Source organism: Halopenitus salinus, assembly GCF_055397165.1.
Window position 1 is genome coordinate 998793 of record NZ_AP043853.1, and the last position, 20783, is coordinate 1019575.

Here is a 20783-nt window from a genome sequence, read left to right on the forward strand (position 1 = left end):
GGCGATCCCTCCGGAGGGAACGCCGTTCACTTGAACCGGAACGTCTCGAGGTTCTTCGGCGCGAACGTCCGCATGTTGTACTCGTGATACAGCGCCGACGAGAGGTCCTGTACCGATCGCTCGTCGCCGTGGACACAGAGCACCTTCTCGGGGCGGGGGTTCATCGTCTTCACGAAGTTCTCGAGGCCCTGCCTGTCGGCGTGTCCGGAGAAGCCGTCCACGGTCTCGACCTCCATGTTCAACGAGAGCGTGCCGTTTCGACCGCCGTCGTTGCCCCAGTCCGAGACGGGGATCTCGTCCCAGCCGTTCTGGATGCGCCGGCCCAGGGTCCCTTGCGCCTGGTAGCCGACGAAAAGCAGCGTGGAGTCCGGATCCGGACCGAGGTGGCGCAGCCAGGACATGATCGGACCGCCCTCGATCATCCCCGACGTCGAGAGGACGATGCACTGTTCGCCGTCGGCGACCTCCTGGCGTTCGTCCTCGCCGCCGTCGATGTGGTTGAACTGGTCGGCGAGGAACGGGTTCTCGTCCTCGTGGAAGATCCGATCGCGGAGTTCGTCGCGGAGGTACTCGGGGTAGGTGGTGTGGATCGCCGTCGCCTCCCAGATCATCCCGTCGAGGTGGACCGGCATCTCCGGGATCTCGTCGTTGCGCATCGCCTCCTCCAACACGAGCATGATCTCCTGGGAGCGGCCGACCGCGAACGCCGGGATGACGATGTTTCCGCCCCGGTCGTACGACTCGTTTATGACCTTCTTCAGCTTGCGCTCGGAGTCCTCCTGGTCCGTCTGGTAGTCGTTTCTGCCGCCGTAGGTCGACTCCATCACGAGCGTCTCCACGCGCGGGAAGTCGTTCACCGCGCCGTTGAACAGGCGGGTGTCGTCGTAGTGGATGTCCCCCGAGAAGGCGACGTTGTAGAGCCCGTCGCCGATGTGGAAGTGGACCACACCGGAGCCCAGGATGTGGCCGGCGTTGTGGAAGGTGACCTTCACGTCGGGCGCGATGTCGGTGACGTCGCCGTACTCGATCGGGATCGTGTGTTTGATCGCCTCGCGAACCTGCGAGGACTCGTAGGGGGGCGTGCGACCCTCCTTGGCCGCGACGTCGAGGTAGTCGAGCTGCAGCAGGCCCATCAGGTCCCGGGTCGGCTCCGTCGTGTAGATGGGGCCGTCGTAGCCGTACTTGAACAGGATCGGGATGAGCGCCGAGTGGTCGAGGTGGGCGTGGGTCAACACGACGGCGTCGATGTTCGTCGCGCCCGCGCCGAGCGCCTCGGGGATCTGGAGGTAGGGCACCTCGCCCTCCGCACCGGGCTTGTCGCCGCAGTCGATGAGGATCCGCGTCTCCGGCGTCGAGAGGATGAAGGCCGCACGCCCGACCTCGCGACAACACCCGAGGGTGGTGATCCGGACCCACTCGTCGTCGGACATCTCCTCGCGGTGGATCTGGCGGCCGACGCGCTCGAGGATGTCGCGGCGCTCCTCGCGTTCCTGTTTGAGGAAGTTCCGCACGTTCGAGACCGTCGAGGACTCGATGGGCGGCGTCCTGACGACCTCCGGCGTCCAGCCGATCTCCTGGGTGATCTCCCGAAGGGTCGAGCCGCGTCGTCCGATGACCATGCCGGGCTTTTCGGCCTCGATGACGACCTCGCCCGTGTCCTCGTGGAAGTCGAGGTCGGTGATCCCGGCCTCATCGGGGATCACCTTTCGGATCTGCGAGCGGGCGGTCTCGGGCGAGGAGAGCGTGCTCGGGTCGGGCCTGACCGTTATCCGCTTTCGAAGCTTCGATGCGAGCCGGCGAATGAGGTCGCCGTCGCCCGCGAACCGCTTGGGGTCGCGGGTGTAGACGACGAGTTCCGGACCCTCGTATTTGACGTCGGTGACCGAGACGTCGTTCGGGATCTCACGTTCTATCTGCGATCTGATGTTCTCGAGTTGCGTGTCGACTTGACTCATGTGTAGAGCGGACCTCGTTCGGTCCACGACCGTGGCCGGCGATCGCCGGATCGAACGTATCCGAGGTCGCGATCCGGCGGACGGAACGCCGACGACGTGAACGAAGGAGGCATAGTGGCTAGTACTGTCCGTAGCGCTGATCCGCGGGAAGAGACGTCGAAAACCCGCTTGCGTCGATGTATGACCTTCTCGTTATAAAACCCTTCGCAAACGGTCGACGATAGCCGTCCGAGATCGGTCGAGCGAGGTCGGGAGTTACGAACACGTTCTCGTGTTCGAGCGGCCACAACCGGCAAGCCGCTGGGACGCGAGCGGATCGACATGGACGTCACCCCGGAGACGGTCGCGGCCGAACGCGAGTGGGTGAGAGCGCGCGGCGAGGTCGTCGTTCCGCTGATCAACGAGACGCGGGACGCCCTCGGCGAGTTGTTCGGAACGGACGTGGATCCGGTCTCGATGGAGGGGTACCACGAGGCGGTGGACGCCGTCTTCGCGGACGGCGAAGTCGCCGTGAACGTGGCGGGATACGTCGGGCTCCTCAGGGCGCTCGACGTGGAGGGCGACTATCCGGGGTTCGTCGTCGACGAGGTCCTGGGGCGCGAGCTGGCGGCGACGATCGCGGGCGGACAGCCCCTCGCGCTGCTCGCGCAGGCGACCTTCCACTTCGCCGACGTCCACACACACGGAAGCGACGGGGACGCCGCGGGTGCCGACGACCTGGATGCGGCCCTGGCCGCGGGCTTTCAGACGCGGCTGCCCGGGTGGGACTGGCGCGAGAACGACCCGTTCGGAGTGTAGGGTCCTCGGTCGGCGTGTGAAAGCCCTCAGTCGTCGCTCGAGGCGACGTTCGCGTCCGTGCGAGCCGCCGCGTCGGCGACGGCGGCCGGCGGGCGCGAGTCGCGGACGTCGGCGCCGCGACCCTCCTCTATGACCTCGGCGTAGGCGTCGGGGAAGACCCGCACGAAGTCCGCGAGGGCCGCCTCCCAGTCGTCGAGCAGCTCGCGTGCGCGCTCGCTTTCGGTGTAGGCCGCGTGGTTCTCGACGAGCCGGCGAAGCATCGCCTCGTCGCGCTCGGAGAGGTCCCCCGAGAGCGAGACCATGCCGTCGTTGACGCGCTCCTCGAAGCGGTCGTCCGGATCGTAGACGTAGGCGACTCCGCCGGACATCCCGGCCGCGAAGTTCCGCCCGGTGTCGCCGAGGACGGCAACCACGCCGCCCGTCATGTACTCACAGCCGTGGTCGCCGACGCCCTCGACGACCGCCTTCACGCCGGAGTTGCGGACGCCGAACCGCTCGCCGGCGACGCCGTTTACGTACATCTCGCCCGCGGTGGCGCCGTAGAGACAGACGTTTCCGGTGACGACGTTGTCGGTGGCCGAGTAGCCGGCGTCCTCGGGCGTGGTGACCACGATCCGGCCGCCTGAGAGGCCCTTGCCCACGTAGTCGTTCGCGGCGCCGGTCAGCCGGAAGGTGACGCCGGCGGCGAGGAACGCCCCGAAGCTCTGGCCCGCGTAGCCGTCGAAGTCGACGGCGATCGTGTCGTCCTCGAGCCCGTCGCCGCCGTGTTCGGCCACGATCCGGTTCGAGAGCGTCGCGCCGACCGTCCGGTCGACGTTCGTGACGTCCTCGGAGATGGCGACCGGCGTGCCGTCGTCGATCGCCGCCTCGGCGGCGTCGATGAGATCCCAGTCGAGCCGGTCGTCGATGCCGTGGGACTGCTCGCGAACCTTGGTGCGCACGGAGCCGGCGGGCTCGGCGATGACCGAGGAGAGGTCGAGGTGTTTGGCCTTCTCGTGGTCGGTCTCGCGCTGGCGGAGCAGGCCGGGGCGGCCGATCATCTCCTCGACCGTCCGGAAGCCGAGCTCGGCCATGATCTCGCGAAGCTCCTCCGCGATGAACGTCATGTAGTTCACGACGTGGTCCGGCTCGCCGGGGAACCGCTTGCGGAGGTCCTCACGCTGGGTGGCGACGCCGACCGGACAGGTGTTCTCGTGGCACTGTCTGGCCATCACGCAGCCGGAGGTGACGAGCGAGGCCGTCCCGAAGACGTACTCCTCGGCCCCCAGCAGGGCGGCCACGGCGACGTCGCGTCCCGTCTGCATCCCGCCGTCCGTGGAGACGCGGATCCGGTCGCGGAGGCCGGTGGCACGAAGCATCTGGTTCGTCTCCGCGAGGCCGAGCTCCCAGGGAAGCCCCGCGTTCTTGATCGAGGTCTTCGGCGAGGCGCCCGTGCCGCCGGAGTGGCCGGAGACGTGGACGACGTCCGCGTTCGCCTTCGCGACGCCGGCGGCGATGGTACCGATGCCGGCTTCCGAGACGAGCTTGACGTTGACGTCGGCGTCCGGGTTGGCCGACTTCAGGTCGTAGATGAGCTGTTTGAGGTCCTCGATCGAGTAGATGTCGTGTTGGGGCGGCGGCGAGATGAGCCCGACGCCGGGCGTCGAACAGCGGACGTGGGCGATCATCTCGTTGACCTTCTTGCCGGGGAGGTGGCCGCCCTCGCCCGGCTTCGACCCCTGTGCCATCTTGATCTGGAGCTCGTCGGCGGAGGTGAGGTATTCGGCGGTGACGCCGAAGCGACCGGAGGCGACCTGCTTGACGTTGCACTCGCGTTCGGTGCCGAACCGCTCCGGCGGCTCGCCGCCCTCGCCGGTGTTCGACTTCGCGCCGATCCGGTTCATCGCGATCGAGTTGTTCTCGTGAGCCTCCGGCGAGATGCTGCCGAGCGACATCGCCGCCGTCGAGAAGCGCTCGACGATCTCCGAGGCCGGCTCGACCTCCTCCACCGGAACGGGGTCGCGATCGGAGTCGAACTCGAGGAGCCCGCGGAGCGTCTGGATGACCTCCGTCTGGTCGTTGACCAGCTCCGCGAACTCCTTGTACTGCTCGTAGTCGCCCGCGCGGACCGCCTGCTGGAGCGTGCCGACGGTCTGGGGGTTCCAGCCGTGTTTGACGCCCGACGAGCGGTGTTCGTACTCGCCGATCGTCTCGAGTTGCGGGTCCGCGCCGAAGCCCATCGCGTGGCGCGTGCGGAGGTCGCCCTCGATCACGTCGAGGCCGATTCCCTCCGTGCGGATCTCCGTTCCCTCGAAGTACTCGGCGACGAGGTCGGAATCGAGGCCGACGGCCTCGAAGATCTGGGCGCCCTGGTAGCTCTCCATCGTGGAGATACCCATCTTCGCCATCGTCTTGAGCAGGCCGTCCTCCAGGGCGCCGCGGTAGGCGGCGATCGCCTCGGCCTCGTCGGCGCCGTCGGGTCCGGCGACGACGTCGGCGATGGAGGCGTACGCGAGGTAGGGATTGACCGCGCCCGCGCCGTAGCCGACGAGCGTCGCGATGTGGTGGACCTCGTGGGGTTCGCCGGACTCGACGACGAGGCCGGCGTGGTTGCGGAGCCCGTTTCGGACGAGGTGGTGGTGGACCGCGCCGGTCGCGAGCAGGCTCGGGATCGCGATCCGCTCGGGGCCGACGGCGCGGTCGGAGAGCACGATCACGTCCGCGCCGTTCTCGATCGCGTCCGCGGCGTCCTTCCGAAGGCGCGAAACGGCGTCCTCCAGATCCGTGTCGGGAGCGAAGGTGGCATCGAGCACGCGCGAGTCGAACCGGTCGGCGTCGTCACCGTCGACGGCCGCGCCATCGCCCGCGCCGCCCGCGTCCGCATCGTCCGCGCGCCCGTCCCCGAGACCCTTGATCGCGGCCGTCTCCGCGTCGGTGAGGATCGGCGAGTCGGCGACGACCTGCCGGGCGTGGTCCGAGGTCTCCGCGAGGAGGTTTCGCTGGAAGCCGAGCCGGGTCTCGAGCGAGGTGACGAGCTCCTCGCGGATGTAGTCGATGGGCGGGTTCGACACCTGTGCGAACAGCTGTTTGAAGTAGGTGAAAAGCGGCCGGTCGACGTCCGAGAGCACGGTCAAGGGCGTGTCGTCGCCCATCGATCCGACCGGGTCCTTGCCGGTCTCGGCCATCGGCTCGACGAGGTGGTTCATCGAGTCCGTCGTGTAGCCGAAGGCGGCCTGGTGGGCGCGCAGGATCGACCCCTCGTCGACGTCGGGATCGGAGTCGGAATCGGCGAGATCGAGCGCGTCGGCGTCGATCCCGTCGCTCGTGCCGTCGTCGGCGTCGACGAGCGCGTCGAGGTCGACCTGTTCCTCCTCTACCCACTCGCCGTAGCGCTCGTCGGTCAGCTCGGCGAAGACCTCCTCGTCGGGGACGACCCGGCCGGACTCCAGGTCGGCGACGAAGATCTCGCCGGGCTGGAGTCGACCGCGCCGCTCGACGTCGGCGGGGTCGGTGGGCAGCGCGCCGACCTCGCTGCCGACGATCAGCCGGTCGTCGTTCGTGACCTCGTAGCGGCACGGTCGCAGCCCGTTTCGGTCGAGGACGCCGGCGACGCGGTCGCCGTCGAACCCGAGCACGAGCGCGGGGCCGTCCCACGGTTCGACGAGGGAGGCGTGGTAGTCGTACCAGTCCGCCCGGTCCTCCTCCATCAGGTGGTCGCCGCGGAACGCCTCGGGGATCAACATCCGGAGCGCGTGGGGAAGCTCGCGTCCGGTCTGGACGAGCAGTTCGAGGGCGTTGTCGACCGAGGCCGTATCCGACTGGTTCGGGTCGTCGATGACGGGTTTGACCGTCTCGAGGTCGCCGCCGAACCCGGGGTGGGAGACGTCCGTCTCCCGGGCGCGCATCCAGTTGATGTTGCCCTGAATGGTGTTGAACTCGCCGTTGTGGACGATGTTGCGGTAGGGGTGTGCGAGGTGCCACGCGCCGAGGGTGTTCGTCGAGAAGCGCGCGTGAACGAGCGCCGCCCGCGAGGCGAACCGGTCGTCCGCCAGGTCCGGGAAGTAGTCGGCGAGCTGTTGGCCCTTCAACAGGCCCTTGTAGACGACGCGACGGCGATCGAGGGAGACGACGTAGAACCGTCCGGCGCCCTCGGCGCCCGAGACGGCAGACTCGATGGCCTTGCGAGCCACGTAGAGCGCGCGGTCGAACCCGAGCAGGTCGGGGGCGCGGTCGGCGTCGGCGTCCGCCTCGGCGTCGACGAACCGGGCCGCGAGGTCTGCGTCCGCGCTCGGGGCGAGAAACACCTGCCAGTGGTCCGGCTCCGACTCGAGGGCGGTCGCGCCCAGATCGGCGTTGTCCGTGGGAACGGCCCGCCGTTCGAGCACCTCGAGGTCGTACTCGGCGAGGGTCTCCTCGACGACGTCGAGGAGTCGATCACGTGCGCGCTCGTCGGTCGGAAGGAAAAGCGATCCGACGGCGTACTCCTCGGGCAGGTCGGCGTCGGTGACCGCGTGGAAGAACGGGTCGGGGCGCTGGACCATGATCCCGGCCCCGTCGCCGGTGTTCTCCTCGGCGCCGGTCGTCCCGCGGTGCTCGAGGTTCTCGAGGAGCCGGACGGCGTCGGCGACGGTGTCGTGGCTCGGTTCGCCATCGAGGTCGACGACGGCGCCAACCCCGCAGTTCGATCGGTCGTCGTCGAGCGCCGCCAACCCCTCGGCGGCCCCCTCGGTCGAACCCGGCGAGCCGTCCACGAACTCGCGGGTGGCACTGTGTGGCTTGGTCATACGAACCTAAAACGGTCAGACGAATAAAGGGCTAACCCTGATACAGTTAGGGTGCCTTACTCACCCATTAGGGAATATAAGGTCATTATTGTTAAGGGGCTGTGACTGAATGCCATGCGATAAAAACCAGAAGTTATGATCCGATTCGTCGACCAAAACACCACCACACATAGAATATTCGACCAATATATTTCAAAATGTTCCCTGTCAGAAGACGTTCGTTTACAAACGAGATCGGTGACGATCGACGTGGGAACCCGGCCGCATGGAGGAACCGGCGGGTTCAGTACGACTTCGCGAAGTACGCGGTCCGCTCGGCGGGGTCGCCGCAGACGCCGCAGGTCTCCTCGTGGTCCTCGCCGAGGAGGTCGTCGTCCTCCTCGAAGGGGACCATCACGATCTCGGCGGCGATCTGCTCTTTGATCTCCGTCTCGCAGGCCTCCTCGCCACACCACGGCGTCTCGACGTAGCCGCCGTGGCGGCCGAGCGTGCCGAGGATCTCCGCACGATCGTCGGCCTCGCGGATCTCGCCGTCGAGGTTCTCCTCGGCCGCGGCGTACAGCTTCGCGTAGATCTCATCGAGGTGGGAGCGAACCGTCCCGGACGCGTCCGCACGGTCCACCACGTCGCTTTCGCCGTCCGGCCGGTGGACGAGGGTCAACTCGCCGTCCTCGACCTCGTTCGGGCCGATCTCGATGCGCAACGGGACGCCGTGGAGCTCGTGTTCGTTGAACTTGAAGCCGGGATTGTGCTCGTCCCGGTCGTCGAGTTCGACGCGGATGCCCGCCTCCTCGAGGTCCTCGGCGACGCCCTCCGCGTACTCGAGGACGTCCTCCTTCGTGTCGGCCTGCCAGATTGGGACGACGACGACCTGTTCGGGCGCGACCGTCGGCGGGAGCACGAGCCCCTGCTCGTCGGAGTGGGTCATGATCAACGCGCCGAGACACCGCCAGGAGATCCCCCAGGAGGTGGTGTGGGCCGTGCGTTCCGTCTCGTCGACGTCGGAGAAGGTGATGTCGAACGCCTCCGCGAACGACTGGCCGAGGTGGTGTGAGGTGGCGCCCTGGACGGACTTGCCGTCCGGCATCAACGCCTCGACGGTCGTCGTCGTCTTCGCGCCCGGGAACTTGTCGTGGGGGGGCTTCTGCCCGCGGAGGACGGGAATGGCGAGGACGTCCTCGTAGACCGACTCGTACTGGTCGAGCCGGAGCATCGTCTCCTCGAGGGCTTCCTCGTCGGTCTCGTGGGCGGTGTGGCCCTCCTGCCAGAGGAACTCCTTCGTTCGGAAGAACGGCTTGGTCTCGGTCGCCTCCCAGCGAACCACCGAACACCACTGGTTCACCCGGAGGGGAAGGTCGCGGTGGCTGCGGACCCACCGTGCAATGTAGGGGGCGATTATCGACTCTGAGGTGGGCCGAACGGCCAGTCGCTCCTCGAGCTCCTCGTGGCCGCCGTGGGTGACCCAGGCGACCTCCGGATCGAACCCCTCGACGACGTCCTTCTCGCGTTCGAGGTACGACTCCGGGATGAACATCGGGAAGTAGGCGTTTTGCACCCCGGTCTCCTTGAACTTCGCGTCGAGGGCGTTCTGGACGGCCTCCCAGAGCGCGTATCCGCGCGGGCGGGTGACGATGAACCCGCTCATGCCCTCGGGACCGTAGTTGGCGAGGCCCGCCTTTTGGACCACCTCGGCGTACCACTCGCCGGTGTCGTGTGATTTGGACTCGGTGATTCCGAGCTCCTGATCGTCGTCGGTCATCGGATCCAGAAACCGGCGTGCGGGACTTAAAGCGACCGAAGCGGCCGCGCGCCGGGGCTACTCCGGGGCGGAGCGCCGACGCCAACGCGACCCGGGGCGAGCGCTACCGGTCCGTGACGCCCTCGCGGTCCATCTCCGCGACCTCCGCCTCGAGCCACTCGCGGAACCAACGGACGCGTTTGATCCGCTGGTGGGCGATCGACTCCCCGGTCTCCGAGCGGATGCGATCGACGTGATCCCGGCTGCGCTCGAGGACCCGATCGACCATCTTCGCCGCGTCCATGTGGGTCCGCGCCTCGTAACCCATCCGCAGCAACATCAGCGCGGTCCCGTTCGCGCCGACCTTGTCGAGGAGGTCCGCCTCGATCAGACACTGCGTCTCGAGGGAGACGTTCTCGAGATCGCCCTGGTAGGAGTGGGCCTCGACGGCCTGGGCCACCTCGGCGACGAACGAGTCCGGATACTCGCCGCGCGTCTCGAGGTACTCGCGGGCGATCCGCGCGCCCTCCTCGGCGTGGACGTCCTGGTCGACCTCGAGTTTGGCGACGTCGTGAAACAGCGCCGCGACCCGGACGACGTCCCGGTCGGCGCCCTCCTCGCGGGCGATCCGCGCCGCGATGTCCGCGACGTTCAGGATGTGGTTGAACCGATATTCCGCCGAGTGCCAGGGGTACCACCGCATCCGGCCGCCGTCGTCCTCGCTTTCGACGCTCGCGGCGAGGTAATCGTGAACGAACGACCGCATGTCCTCGAAGTCCGCCTCCGAGACGCGGGTTCCCTTGATCTCAACGCCCACGCTCCCACCTCCCGGCTCGAGTGACGCGACGTCCGCGAATTCCGTGGTTCATTGCCGGAACCCACGGTCGTTTCGTTCTTAGGCGTTACGACAGGCGGAGTGAAAACCCGGATCGACCGCCGCGAGCCTCGTGGAGCGGCGAGCCGCGAAGTCACGGCGACGTGACGTTCAGATCACAGGTACGCGGCGTCCCACCTCGTGGGTTTGCTCCGGTTGCCGCAGGCGTTACACTCCAGGCGGTCCATCGTGTCGACGACGACGTCGAGGCTCTCACAGTTGCCGCAGACGTAGCCGTACCGCTCCCCGTGGTCGGGGTCGGCGTACGCGAGGTAGAACGGCCCCCGTGCGCCCCGTTCGCTCTCCGAGAGGTCGACGTGGACGGAGTCGCCCGAGTCGTCCGTGTAGACGCGCGAGGTCTCCGCCTCGGAGTCCTCGGCGATCCGCTTCGTGTAGACCAGCTCGTCGAACGTCTCGCGTTCGACGGTTATCTCCGATTCGTCCGTCCGATCGTACCCCTCGTCCTCGTAGAACCGGGTGCCCGACTCGTTCGTCGCGAGGACTCGTCCCTCGATGCGGTCGACGTCGCGCTCGCGCAGGCGGTCCTCGACGTAGGCGAGCAGCCGGCCGCCGAATCCCGAGCCGCGGTGGTCGGGATGGACGTGCAGCCAGTCGATCTCCCCGACGCGTTCGTCCCGGTCGATGACGTAGCTCTCGGCGAAGCCGACGATCTCGCCCGACTCGACGGCCACGGGACACACCGTTCTCCCGGAAGAGAGGTCGGCGGTCACCTCCGAGGGGTCATACCACCGATCGACCAGCTCGGCGATCCCCTCCTCGGAGACGGCGTGTCCATACGAGGCCGAAAGCGACGCGCGCGCGACCGATCGTATCGCCTCCAGGTCGTCCGTGGTTGCCTCTCGGATCTCCATGTGAGGTGTGTTCACACTCCACTTACAAATAACCTCCCCGGCGGTTCACTCGCCGCCGGCCCGGCCGACGATCGTCACCGGACGGTCCGCCCCGAGGATGACCGACTGTGCGACGCTGCCGAAGAGGGCCTTGCCGGCGGGCGAGCGGCTCCGACCGGCGACGTAGATCACGTCCACGTCCTCGTCGTCCGCCGCACGGAGTATCGACTCGGCCGGATCGCCGCTGGCCTCGAGCACCTCGTGGTCGACGCCGGCCTCCTCCAGGGCGTCGATCACGCGCCGAATGCCGCCGACCTGCGGGGCGGAGACCCCGGCCGGGTTGTCGACGAAACAGTGAAACACGGAGACGAACACGTTCTCGTCGGCGTCGGGAAGTTCCGCGACCGCGTTCGCGAGCCGGGTGCTCCGCCGCTCGTCGTCGTCGACTGCAAGCAACACGTGGTACATGAACACGGGTACGCAAGGGGGGAATTTGGAGGTTTCCCCGATCCCCGCGGACGGGGAACGGCCTCGACTACGGGATCGCGCCACCCGGACGATCGAGGGCGACTGCGTGGTCGGACCCGATTACGTGATCGAGTAGGTTGCGGCCGCCATCAACAACAGGGCGAACGCGAGGGCGGTCACCATCAGATAGGTCAGCGATCGGTTCTCCCACTTGAGGTGTTGGTAGTAGCCGACGATGAGGGCGGACTTCAACACCGCGGCGCCCATCGTCCCGACGAACGCCTGCTCGTAGGTGAAGAACTGATCGAACTCGAAGAAGACGAACTTCGAGGTCGCCAACCCCACGAGTGCGACGTAAATGAGCGCATAGAGCTTGATCGAATCCGACGCCATTGTTCACGCGAAACCTGGATGTGCGTGCTTAAAGATTTACCCATCCTCCTCGTCGGGTCCCCGCCATCGCTTCCACAGGAGGTACCCGACGATCGGTCCGGCGATCCAAAACCCCACGCCGACGAGCGTCCAGAAGATGCCGCTCCACAGCCGCGGGTCGGTGAGGAGGTCGGTGGCCATGCGATCAGTCGGCGATCGGGACGTAAATATCCGCGTATCGATCGACGCCGGCTATCGATCGAGGCCGATCATCGAGCGACGCCGGCGACGAAGCACACGACGCATCCAAAACGCGGACCGGCCGGGCCGGCCCGAAGGAAGCCGCGACCCCTTAGAAGAGGTAGAAGAGGGGGAAGAGGATGACCCAGACGATGTCGACGAAGTGCCAGTAGAGGCCGAAGTACTCGATCGGACGGGAGTCCTCCTGGTAGGCGCCGTTCCAGGCGCGCACGAGTAGGAACCCGGCGATCAACAGCCCGATCACGACGTGGAGTCCGTGAAGACCGGTGGTAACGTAGTAGATGGTCGCCTGCACCGGGTCGCCGTGGGAGTTCTGGGTCAGCGTGACGCCGACGTCGTAGATCTCGTGGTGCCACTCCCAGAGCTTGATCGACAGGAACGTGAACCCGAGCAGCATGGTCGCGCCGAGGCTGGCGAGCAACCCGCCGCGACTCCGTCTGCGCGCGTACACGAGCGCGAGGATGACCGTGAACGAGGAGGTCAACAGCACGAACGTGTTGATGAGCCCCGGCAGCGAGTCGGTGAGCGGCTCCCAGGTGTACCAGCCCGCGGCCACGCGGATGAAGACGGCCGCGGAGATGAACGCCCCGAAGACGATGACGTCCGAGGCCAGGAAGAACCACATGCCGAGTTTGACCTTCTCGACGCCCTCGAAGGGCCACCGCTCGGCGATCTCCATCGGCGGCGCGTAGAAGTCCTCGAGTCCCCACCGCACCGCGGACCAGACGACTCCCAGCACGCCGAGGACGGTGAAGACCGGGTAGATCGGATTGGAGACCGAGACGGCGGTCGCAAACAGGGTGTCGCCGGCCGAGACGCCGATCGACGAACGGACTCCCGAGAGACCGAAGAAGAAGATCCCGGTCGCAAGCGAGAGCGCGAACGGCCAGATGCTGGCGTGGCTCGCGTGTTTATCCCAGTAGGGATAGCTCTCGATGTGGTCGTCGCCGTGAGCGGTTCCGTGACCCCCGTCGGTCGCAGCGGCCGGCTCGCCGTGGCCGTCGTCGGTCGTGGTGAGCGCCTCGGAGACGAACTCGAGCTTTCCGGAGGCGTAGGACGGCCGCCCGCCCCAGTTCTCCAGCGGCGGCGGCGAGGAGACCGCCCACTCCGCGGTCCGCGTGTACTCCCACGGGTTGTCCGGCGCGTCCGGACCGGAGACGTAGGACTTCGCGAAGTTGTAGAACATGATGAAGAAGGACAGTCCGAGCACGAACGCGCCGATCGTGCCGAACTGGTGCATGCTCTGGTAGGCCGGGTCGTAATCGAAGACCCGCCGCGGCGTCTCCCACGCGAGGAACATCGAGAAGTACACCGCGTTGAATCCGATGAAGAAGATCACGAAGTGGACCTTCCCGAGGAACTCGTCGTACATCTTCCCGGTCATCTTCGGGAACCAGTAGTAGGCCCCGCCGAACAGGGCGGTCGCGCCGCCGAACATCACGTAATGGAAGTGGGCGACGACCCAGTAGGTCCCGCGGAACTCGTAATCGAGCACGATCGCCCCGAGGAAGACGCCCGTAATGCCGCCGAGGATGAACAGCAACAGGGCGCCGAACGCGAACAGGAACGGGGTCGTGAACCTGATGCGCCCCTTGATCAGCGTGTAGATGAGCGAGAAGACGAGGAGGTCGAACGGCAACGAGATGCCGATCGACGTCGCCATCATCAGCGTCTTGACCTCCAGGTTGATCGTCGTGAGGAACATGTGGTGGGTCCAGACGAGGAACGACTGGATGGAGATGAGACAGATGGCGATGATGACCCACTTGCGGCCGACGAGGCGGTTTCCGGAGAACGACTGGAACAGCTCCAACATGACGCCGAGCGCCGGGAAGAAGACGATGTACACCTCGGGGTGGCCGAAGAACCAGAAGAGGTGTCCCCAAAGCAACGCGCCGCCCTCGGTGGCCGAGAAGTAGAGGCTCCCGAGGATGCGGTCCGACAACAGGATGAGCGCGACCGCCAGCAGCGCCGCGAACGCGAACAGCATCATGTAGACGGTCGCGAGGATCGACCAGGTGAAAAGCGGCATGTCCATCAGCCCCATGCCCTCCGCACGGGAATGATGGATGGTCGTGAGGAAGTTCACCGTCGAGGCGGTGATGCCGATGACGAACATCGCGAGCGCGAGGATGGCCCCCGTCGACCCGAGGCTCGGGGTGTACATCGGCACGTTGAGCGGGGCGTACATCGTCCAACCCGTGCTGAGGGTGCCGCCCTGGAAGTAGCTCACCCCCAACAGGAGTCCCGAGAGCGCGTACATCCAGTAGGAGAGGGCGTTCAACCGTGGGAACGCGAGGTCGTCAGCGCCGATCTGGAGTGGGACGAAGTAGTTCGCGAAGCCGAACCCGAACGGCGAGAGGAACCAGAAGACCATCACCAGTCCGTGGGTCGTGACGGCCTCGTTGTAGGCGATCCCGGAGAGCACCTGAGCGCCGGGTTCCCACATCTGGAGCCGGATGAGGAGGGCGAGCATTCCGCCGAAAACCAGGAAGAACATCGACGTGACCGTATAGAGTATCCCGACGTCCTTGTGGTTCGTCGTCACGAGCCAGCGGCGAACGGACGTCTTCGGTGGCAGTTCGGACATTACGCCTCAGCCTCCAAGCGCGCGTCGTGTGTGTTCATGGCGTTTTGGGACCCGTCGGATTCGTTCTCGAGTTCGGCCTCCTGCGTGTCGTACCACTCCTGGTAGTCGTCCTCGTGCATGACGACGATCTCGCCGTTCATGAACGAGTGGCCGGACCCGCAGAGTTCGTAACACTTGATCTCGTAGGTCCGCTCCTCACCGGGCGAGAGTCCGTCATCGGTCGTGAACCACGTCTCGGAGTAATCCCCGGGGATGGAGTCGGTTTTGATGCGTAACTCCGGGACCCCGAAGTTGTGCCAGACGTCCCGCGAGGTCACCCGTAACTCGATCGCCGAGTCCTGGGGAACGTACATCGTGTTCTGGGTCGTGACGCCGTTCGGATACTGGAACTCCCAGCCGAACTGGTAGCCGACGACCTCGACCTCCATGTCGGTTTCGACGCCGGCGCCGTCCGGTCCCTCCTCCACGACGAGGAGCAGACCGTAGGCGTAGACGACGAGGCTAATGACGATGATCGCGCTGATTCCGAACGAGAGGAAGAGCTTCTTCGCCTTCGGACCACCCTTGCCGGTCGGAAGTTCGCCGAGAACCGGAGGATCGAAGCTCTCCTTGGGTTCGCTCCCGTCGTCGCGATACTTGTACGCGTTCAAAAGCGTGTACGTGACGACGACGATCCCGACGAGCGTGCCGAGTCCGAGGAAGACGAGGAAGATCTCGTCGAAGATCGCGGCCTGGGCCCGGATGCCGTCGCCCTGTAGTAACACGGATGCTAGTATAAATACTGACGCTGTCATGTTCTTGTGTCGGCCCTTGTGGATCAGTTGGTGATGCCGCACTTATCTCTTTTGTAGCGTCGTCGTCGAAGGGCCGTTCGTAGGTCGACGATGGATCCGTTCGTAGGTCGACGATGGATCCGGATGTCGAGGACACGCTACGAGGATCGGAAACGAACCGACGACATACGAAGCCTATTTGTACACACGTCCGGACCATCGATGTAACGAGGAACACTAAGACAGCCATGGTCTCGCCAACGCTTTTAAGCACCACGCTGATGGGTCTGCTCGTACTCGCCACGTTCATCGCCGTGGGGCGGCTCGCACGGAAACGCTCGTCGCTCACCGCCGAGGAGGGGGACCGATACGATCGACTCGCCTCGAGGCTCGGATCGCTCGTTCGGACGCCGGTCGTCTGGACGATCACGTTCATCGTCATCGCGGTCGGCATCGGCGTCCTGGTGGTCCTTTCGTTCGGGAACTTCGGCCTGCCCGAGGGCGTTCCGGGGACGCTCCTCAACGCAGTCTACGGACTCGTAGGGCTGCTGATCGGCGCCTTCGTCTTCCTGGGCGCCTACTCGGCGACGCGGGATCGAGGACTCGGAAACGCACAGGGCGTCGCCGCCGGATCGATCGCGCTCGGGATGGTGCTGATGCTCGTCATCGCACTCCAGCTCGTCGTCGGAATCGCCGGCTGAGAGGAAGCGATCGTCGCTACGGGGAGTTCCCGTTCGCCGCTTTCGTCGGGGGCGCACACGTCGTTTTTTGCCGTGTCACATCTTTTGCTGCGTGCTCACGTTCCCCACGGAACCGTGTCAGTCAGCCGCCTACGCGACGGTGATTCCGTGTCGGGTCAGAAAGTCGCTGACGGCCTTGATCTCGATCGGACTGCCGATGATCCGACACCGGCCGTCGGCCTCGAAGACCGTGACGGTGTATTCGGCCTCGAGTCGGTCCCGGATCTCATCGAGGACCCGGCAGGGAACCACGATCTGCGTGCTGTCTCGGAGGCGAGCCGGATCCGGCATTCGACGTTCGGAACGTGAAACAGGTGGCGTATAACCGTGACGAAAACGCCTGGGCCACCAGCGGTCGTCGGGACGGTAACGCCGACGGTCACGGAGTCGCCGACGGGGGTGAAAGAACAGGTTTAACGAACTGAACGGCGGAGTGTCCGGTGATGGGACTCGAAGAGGAGATCGAGGATCTCCGCGAGGAGATCGCCGAAACACCCTACAACAAATCGACCGAGGAGCACATCGGTCGTCTCAAGGCCAAGCTGGCGGAAAAAAAGGAGAAGCTGGAGAACCAGTCCTCCGCCGGCGGCGGCCACGGATACGCCGTCGAGAAGCACGGGGATGCGACCGTCGCGCTCGTCGGCTTTCCGAGCGTCGGCAAATCGACCCTCATCAACGCCCTCACCAACGCCGACAGCGAAACGGGGTCCTACGAGTTCACGACGCTCGACGTCAATCCCGGCATGTTACAGTACCGGGGCGCGAACGTCCAGATCCTCGACGTCCCCGGGCTGATCGAGGGCGCCGCGGGGGGACGCGGCGGCGGCAAGGAGGTCCTCTCGGTCGTTCGGACCGCGGACCTCGTCTGTTTCATGCTCTCCGTCTTCGAGATCGACCAGTACGAACGGCTGAAACGCGAGCTGTACGCGAACAAGATCCGCCTCGATACCGATCCGCCGAACATCTCCATCCGGAAGACGCACAAAGACGGGATCCGGGTGACGACCGGCGACGACGTCGACCTCGACGAGACGACGATCAAAAGCGTCCTCAGGGAACACGGCTACGTGAACGCCGCCGTGACGATCCCGCACGACCTGACGATCGACGAACTGATCGACGGGATCATGGACAACCGCGAGTACCTCCCCTCCATCGTGACGGTGAACAAGGCCGACCTCATCGACAAGGAGTACGTGCCGACGGTACACGAACAGCTCCGCGATCATGGACTGGATCCCGAGGAGGTGACGTTCATCTCCGCGGAGGAGGAGCGCGGACTTGACGGGCTCAAAGAGCGGGTCTGGGAGGAACTCGGGCTCGTTCGCGTCTACATGGACAAACCCGGTCGCGGCGTCGACTACGAGGAGCCGTTGATCCTCTTTTCGGGCGAGACGGTCGGCGACGCGTGCAAAAAGCTGGGCGGGGACATCGACGAACGGTTCAAGTTCGCGCGCGTGTCGGGGCCGAGCGCGAAACACGACGAACAGCAGGTCGGACGCGACCACGAACTCGCGGACGAGGACGTCCTCCGGATCATCACCCGTCGATGAACGCGACATGACGCGGCGGTGGATCGCGGTGGGGGCCGTCGCCGCGCTGTTTGCGATCCCGGTGACGGTCTCGGGTGCCGACGGCGACTACGCGTTGGTGATGGTCTGGGGGCTCGTCGATCTGGGGTCGACGGGACCCGGCGGCGTCCACGTCTATCCGATCTGGAGGTACCTCGCGGAGCATCCGATCGGATTCGAGGCGTTGCCGGCCTCGATCCGGGCCTGGCCGGTGGGGCTGGGCTTCCACGTGCTCGCGCTCGCGAGCGCGACGCTCGGAGCGACGATCGACAGGGAGGATCGACGTGTCACGGGCGGCCTCCTGGTCCTCGCCGGGCTCGCGTCGTTTTCGGTCACGTTCGGGATCGCGACGCGCACCGGGGGATTCGGCGGGTCGTCGACGGTGCTCCTCCCCGTCGGAGCCGTCCTCACGTGGGGGGCCGCAGTCGCCCTGTACGGGAGCGACCTTCGCGGCCTCCTCGGACGATAGGGTGGAAGTCGACGATCCATATCCACCCGTCACCCGGATTTCGGCGTGTCGGGACGATAGCCCCGACTGACCGTCTTCCACGCGCCGCTTTGGAACCGCCAGTAGTTGATCGCCGCCGGGACCGTCGTCTCCGCGAGGAAGGCCAGATAGACGCCCCACAATCCGAGCGGCGTCACCGCGCCGAGGTAGGCCAACGGAATGGCGAGACAGAACATTCCGAGAACCTGGCTGACGAACGGGACCGTCGTATCCCCGCTGGCGTCCAGAACTCCGGCCGCGGCGCCCGCGACACCCTTCAACACGATGGCGAGACAGGCCGCGTAGACGAACCGAACGGCGATCGGGATCGCGGGATCACCGGGGTCATCGACGAACAGTCCGACGATCGGCTCGGCGAAGGTGAAAACGATGACGGCGGAGACCACGTAGGTCGCCACCGCGAACCGGACGATCTCACGGCCGTACCGCTCGGCCTCGTCCTCCTCGCCGGTCCCGAGCTCCTGTCCGACGAGGCTCGATGAGGCGAGCCCGAACCCCCATCCCGGCGTGTTCATGAGACCCCAGATGCGCCGGGTGATGACGAACGCGGCGACGACGTCCTGCCCGAAGACGTCGAGGATGGCGAGCATCGGGAACTCGGCGGCGGTCCACACCAGGTTGCGCGCGCCGACAGGGATCCCGATCTCGAGGAGGTCGACGATCGTTTCCCGGTCCAGGTAGGTCCCACGCGGATCGATCCGAACCGGAAATGCCCCGACGATGGGTAGCGATCCGCGGGAGAGTCCGGCCGCGAACGCCGCGGTGACGATGACGTTCGAAAGGACCGTCCCGAGCGCCGCACCGACCACGCCGAGGCCGAGCCCGAAGATGAGTACCGCGTTGATCACGACGTTTGCGACCGCGCCGCCCCCGCGGAGCTGCATTGCGGAGTAGGCGTCGTCGGCGCCGACGAGGACGCGGCTGCCGACGAGGTTGAGCCCGGCGAAGGGGACCCCGAATCCGACGATCTCGAGGTATGCGGCGCCGTAGGCGATGGCACGGTCGTCGCTGGAGAGCAGCGAGATCAGCTCCTCGGGAAACGAGAAGAACAACGCGACGATCGGGAGGCTGACCAGCACGACGAGGAGGGTGCTCGACCGCACCGCGAGCCCGAGTTGCTCGCCGGCGTCAGCGCCGTATCGCTGGGAGACGAGCGCGATCGTCCCGCCGGCGACTCCGCCGCCGGTCGCGAAGGCGACACCCCAGAAGGGTCCCGCGAACCCGACGCCCGCGATCGCCGCCGACCCGATCGCGACGCCGACCATGGCGACGTCGACCGCGTTCTTCGACATCCGGGCGATCCCCGTGAGGACCCGCGGCCAGGCGAGATCCGTGGTCCGGATCGCCCGCTCGCGATCGATCACCCCCGCCCGGGCGAGGCCGAGTCCGATCCAGAGGATGGCGAGCCGGACGGGGTTCGGAAAGCGGGTCACTGGAGGTGTCGGTCATTTCACGGAGTTACCTAAGACGTTTCGCCACGCGGCAGTCGCCTCCGGATCGGGACGAATCACTCCAAACGGAAAGCGAGTACCACGGGAGCGGCGTCGGCGGTCCGTGGGAGCGAGAGAGCGATATGAAAATCCAAAGACGACAGACAAGTTTACGAGATTATATTGTATTTTGACATTCGATCGAATAGTCACGGGTCAATATTGGTAAAAACTGAAGATGAAAACAAATACATTACCATTCTCAGACGACATTGAGTCGAACTCAGTCGGTGATGTGGAATACGTAGTCGCGGAGGGTTCGTAGTCGTGGTCTGCGGACCGTGTGGCCGTATTGCTGCTTCTCTGGTAGAGTTCACAGACATATGAAGAGAGACGAAATTTCAGTTCGATACGCGGTTCGAACCGTCGGCGTGATCGTGCTCGTGGTTATTGCATGTATATCTCCGGGTGGGATTATTGAAAATACAACGGGACAAACGTCTGCCGAAGTTGCAAACTCAGATAGTGTTGGTAACGTTAAGATAAAGGATAGTACAAAACAATCATATGGGCTAACTAAAATAAAATTAGGAAATTCAGACGAGAAGTATGTTCGTGTTTATTATAATATAACAAGTTTAACTGAAGATGGGGTTGATCTCCAAAATTCAACTGTTAAACAGGTTGAAGTGTATAACTTCGATAATTCGAAGGGAGATGTGAAATATACTGGAGAATGGGATATAAATCACGAAGGGGACGACGTACTAAGTTTAGTATTTGAACTTACAGATCCGCCGAATGAATATAGTGATTCAGATGGGTTTGATTTCACATTCAATACGACAGGTATTGATTCGCAACAAGGAAGCCGAAGATCAAATATAACATACGATATTAGTGCGGAGTTTCAGTCAGACCCCTCATATCAGAGTCCAGATCTTAATGGCGAAAACACGGCACCAGATGGTGATTTAGCGAATTCTATTGAAAGTGATGAGTTTGACATTGTTGATAAGCGTATCAAAACAATTGATGCTACTTCTGCACTAGATCGAACAAAATCTGAACAAAAAGTTAACGTCACATTA

16 protein-coding genes are annotated in these 20783 nt (G+C 65.0%); 4 read left to right on the plus strand and 12 right to left on the minus strand.

Translation table 11 applies throughout. From position 1 onward, the window contains the following. Positions 1-26: 26 nt before the first annotated feature. Positions 27-1955: a beta-CASP ribonuclease aCPSF1 gene (locus ACZ5YD_RS06810; RefSeq protein WP_379738691.1), complete on the minus strand. Its 1929-nt coding sequence runs from the start codon at positions 1953-1955 to the stop codon at positions 27-29. Between the two features lie 321 nt (positions 1956-2276). On the opposite strand from ACZ5YD_RS06810, the gene ACZ5YD_RS06815 reads away from it, so the two are divergent. After that, positions 2277-2753, plus strand: coding sequence for a hypothetical protein (locus ACZ5YD_RS06815; RefSeq protein ID WP_379738693.1), 477 nt, complete (start codon positions 2277-2279; stop codon positions 2751-2753). Positions 2754-2779: 26 nt separating this feature from the next. On the opposite strand, the gene gltB is transcribed toward ACZ5YD_RS06815, so the two are convergent. From gltB to coxB, 9 genes are all read right to left on the minus strand, one after another. After that, entirely contained in the window at positions 2780-7516 is a 4737-nt protein-coding gene (gene gltB / locus ACZ5YD_RS06820) for a glutamate synthase large subunit (protein ID WP_379738695.1), read from the minus strand. Between the two features lie 283 nt (positions 7517-7799). After that, entirely contained in the window at positions 7800-9275 is a 1476-nt protein-coding gene (gene proS, locus ACZ5YD_RS06825) for a proline--tRNA ligase (RefSeq protein ID WP_379738697.1), read from the minus strand. A 103-nt stretch (positions 9276-9378) separates the two neighbouring features. Further along, entirely contained in the window at positions 9379-10071 is a 693-nt protein-coding gene (locus tag ACZ5YD_RS06830) for an HD domain-containing protein (protein WP_379738699.1), read from the minus strand. 173 nt (positions 10072-10244) lie between these two features. Next, positions 10245-11000, minus strand: coding sequence for a GNAT family N-acetyltransferase (locus ACZ5YD_RS06835; RefSeq protein WP_379738701.1), 756 nt, complete (start codon positions 10998-11000; stop codon positions 10245-10247). A gap of 45 nt (positions 11001-11045) precedes the next feature. After that, the gene (locus tag ACZ5YD_RS06840; RefSeq protein WP_379738703.1) at positions 11046-11447 is read right to left on the minus strand and encodes a universal stress protein; all 402 of its coding nucleotides are present in this window, start codon (positions 11445-11447) and stop codon (positions 11046-11048) included. A 120-nt stretch (positions 11448-11567) separates the two neighbouring features. Then, a complete protein-coding gene (locus ACZ5YD_RS06845) occupies positions 11568-11840 on the minus strand; it encodes a cytochrome C oxidase subunit IV family protein (RefSeq protein ID WP_379738705.1) in 273 nt (90 codons plus the stop codon). Positions 11841-11876: 36 nt separating this feature from the next. Next, positions 11877-12020, minus strand: a complete 144-nt coding sequence (locus ACZ5YD_RS06850) for a hypothetical protein (protein ID WP_379738707.1) — start codon at positions 12018-12020, stop codon at positions 11877-11879. 151 nt (positions 12021-12171) lie between these two features. Beyond that, a complete protein-coding gene (locus ACZ5YD_RS06855) occupies positions 12172-14670 on the minus strand; it encodes a cbb3-type cytochrome c oxidase subunit I (protein ID WP_379738709.1) in 2499 nt (832 codons plus the stop codon). Next, complete coding sequence (gene coxB / locus ACZ5YD_RS06860) at positions 14670-15464, minus strand: cytochrome c oxidase subunit II (RefSeq protein WP_379738711.1); 795 nt, start codon at positions 15462-15464, stop codon at positions 14670-14672. Before coxB ends, ACZ5YD_RS06855 begins: the two co-directional genes overlap by 1 nt. Positions 15465-15724: 260 nt before the next feature. On the opposite strand from coxB, the gene ACZ5YD_RS06865 reads away from it, so the two are divergent. After that, positions 15725-16144: a hypothetical protein gene (locus tag ACZ5YD_RS06865; protein WP_379738714.1), complete on the plus strand. Its 420-nt coding sequence runs from the start codon at positions 15725-15727 to the stop codon at positions 16142-16144. Between the two features lie 129 nt (positions 16145-16273). On the opposite strand, the gene ACZ5YD_RS06870 is transcribed toward ACZ5YD_RS06865, so the two are convergent. Further along, a complete protein-coding gene (locus ACZ5YD_RS06870) occupies positions 16274-16474 on the minus strand; it encodes a VNG_1110C family protein (RefSeq protein ID WP_379738717.1) in 201 nt (66 codons plus the stop codon). Positions 16475-16626: 152 nt separating this feature from the next. Here ACZ5YD_RS06870 and ACZ5YD_RS06875 point away from each other — a divergent pair, with 152 nt between their 5' ends. Continuing rightward, positions 16627-17736, plus strand: coding sequence for an OBG GTPase family GTP-binding protein (locus ACZ5YD_RS06875; protein ID WP_379738720.1), 1110 nt, complete (start codon positions 16627-16629; stop codon positions 17734-17736). 7 nt (positions 17737-17743) lie between these two features. Then, complete coding sequence (locus ACZ5YD_RS06880; RefSeq protein ID WP_379738723.1) at positions 17744-18223, plus strand: TIGR04206 family protein; 480 nt, start codon at positions 17744-17746, stop codon at positions 18221-18223. A gap of 29 nt (positions 18224-18252) precedes the next feature. Here ACZ5YD_RS06880 and ACZ5YD_RS06885 read toward each other — a convergent pair whose 3' ends face one another. Continuing rightward, entirely contained in the window at positions 18253-19695 is a 1443-nt protein-coding gene (locus tag ACZ5YD_RS06885) for an MATE family efflux transporter (RefSeq protein ID WP_379738726.1), read from the minus strand. Positions 19696-20783 lie beyond the last annotated feature (1088 nt).

Excerpts from the sequence above, each read along its gene's own strand:
- ACZ5YD_RS06880 (WP_379738723.1), top strand. The coding sequence starts at position 17,744 with ATGACGCGGCGGTGGATCGCGGTGGGGGCCGTCGCCGCGCTGTTTGCG.
- coxB (WP_379738711.1), bottom strand. The coding sequence starts at position 15,464 with ATGACAGCGTCAGTATTTATACTAGCATCCGTGTTACTACAGGGCGAC.
- ACZ5YD_RS06845 (WP_379738705.1), bottom strand. The coding sequence starts at position 11,840 with ATGGCGTCGGATTCGATCAAGCTCTATGCGCTCATTTACGTCGCACTC.
- ACZ5YD_RS06835 (WP_379738701.1), bottom strand. The coding sequence starts at position 11,000 with ATGGAGATCCGAGAGGCAACCACGGACGACCTGGAGGCGATACGATCG.
- proS (WP_379738697.1), bottom strand. The coding sequence starts at position 9,275 with ATGACCGACGACGATCAGGAGCTCGGAATCACCGAGTCCAAATCACAC.
- ACZ5YD_RS06870 (WP_379738717.1), bottom strand. The coding sequence starts at position 16,474 with ATGCCGGATCCGGCTCGCCTCCGAGACAGCACGCAGATCGTGGTTCCC.
- ACZ5YD_RS06815 (WP_379738693.1), top strand. The coding sequence starts at position 2,277 with ATGGACGTCACCCCGGAGACGGTCGCGGCCGAACGCGAGTGGGTGAGA.
- ACZ5YD_RS06875 (WP_379738720.1), top strand. The coding sequence starts at position 16,627 with ATGGGACTCGAAGAGGAGATCGAGGATCTCCGCGAGGAGATCGCCGAA.
- ACZ5YD_RS06810 (WP_379738691.1), bottom strand. The coding sequence starts at position 1,955 with ATGAGTCAAGTCGACACGCAACTCGAGAACATCAGATCGCAGATAGAA.
- ACZ5YD_RS06850 (WP_379738707.1), bottom strand. The coding sequence starts at position 12,020 with ATGGCCACCGACCTCCTCACCGACCCGCGGCTGTGGAGCGGCATCTTC.
- gltB (WP_379738695.1), bottom strand. The coding sequence starts at position 7,516 with ATGACCAAGCCACACAGTGCCACCCGCGAGTTCGTGGACGGCTCGCCG.
- ACZ5YD_RS06840 (WP_379738703.1), bottom strand. The coding sequence starts at position 11,447 with ATGTACCACGTGTTGCTTGCAGTCGACGACGACGAGCGGCGGAGCACC.
- ACZ5YD_RS06865 (WP_379738714.1), top strand. The coding sequence starts at position 15,725 with ATGGGTCTGCTCGTACTCGCCACGTTCATCGCCGTGGGGCGGCTCGCA.
- ACZ5YD_RS06855 (WP_379738709.1), bottom strand. The coding sequence starts at position 14,670 with ATGTCCGAACTGCCACCGAAGACGTCCGTTCGCCGCTGGCTCGTGACG.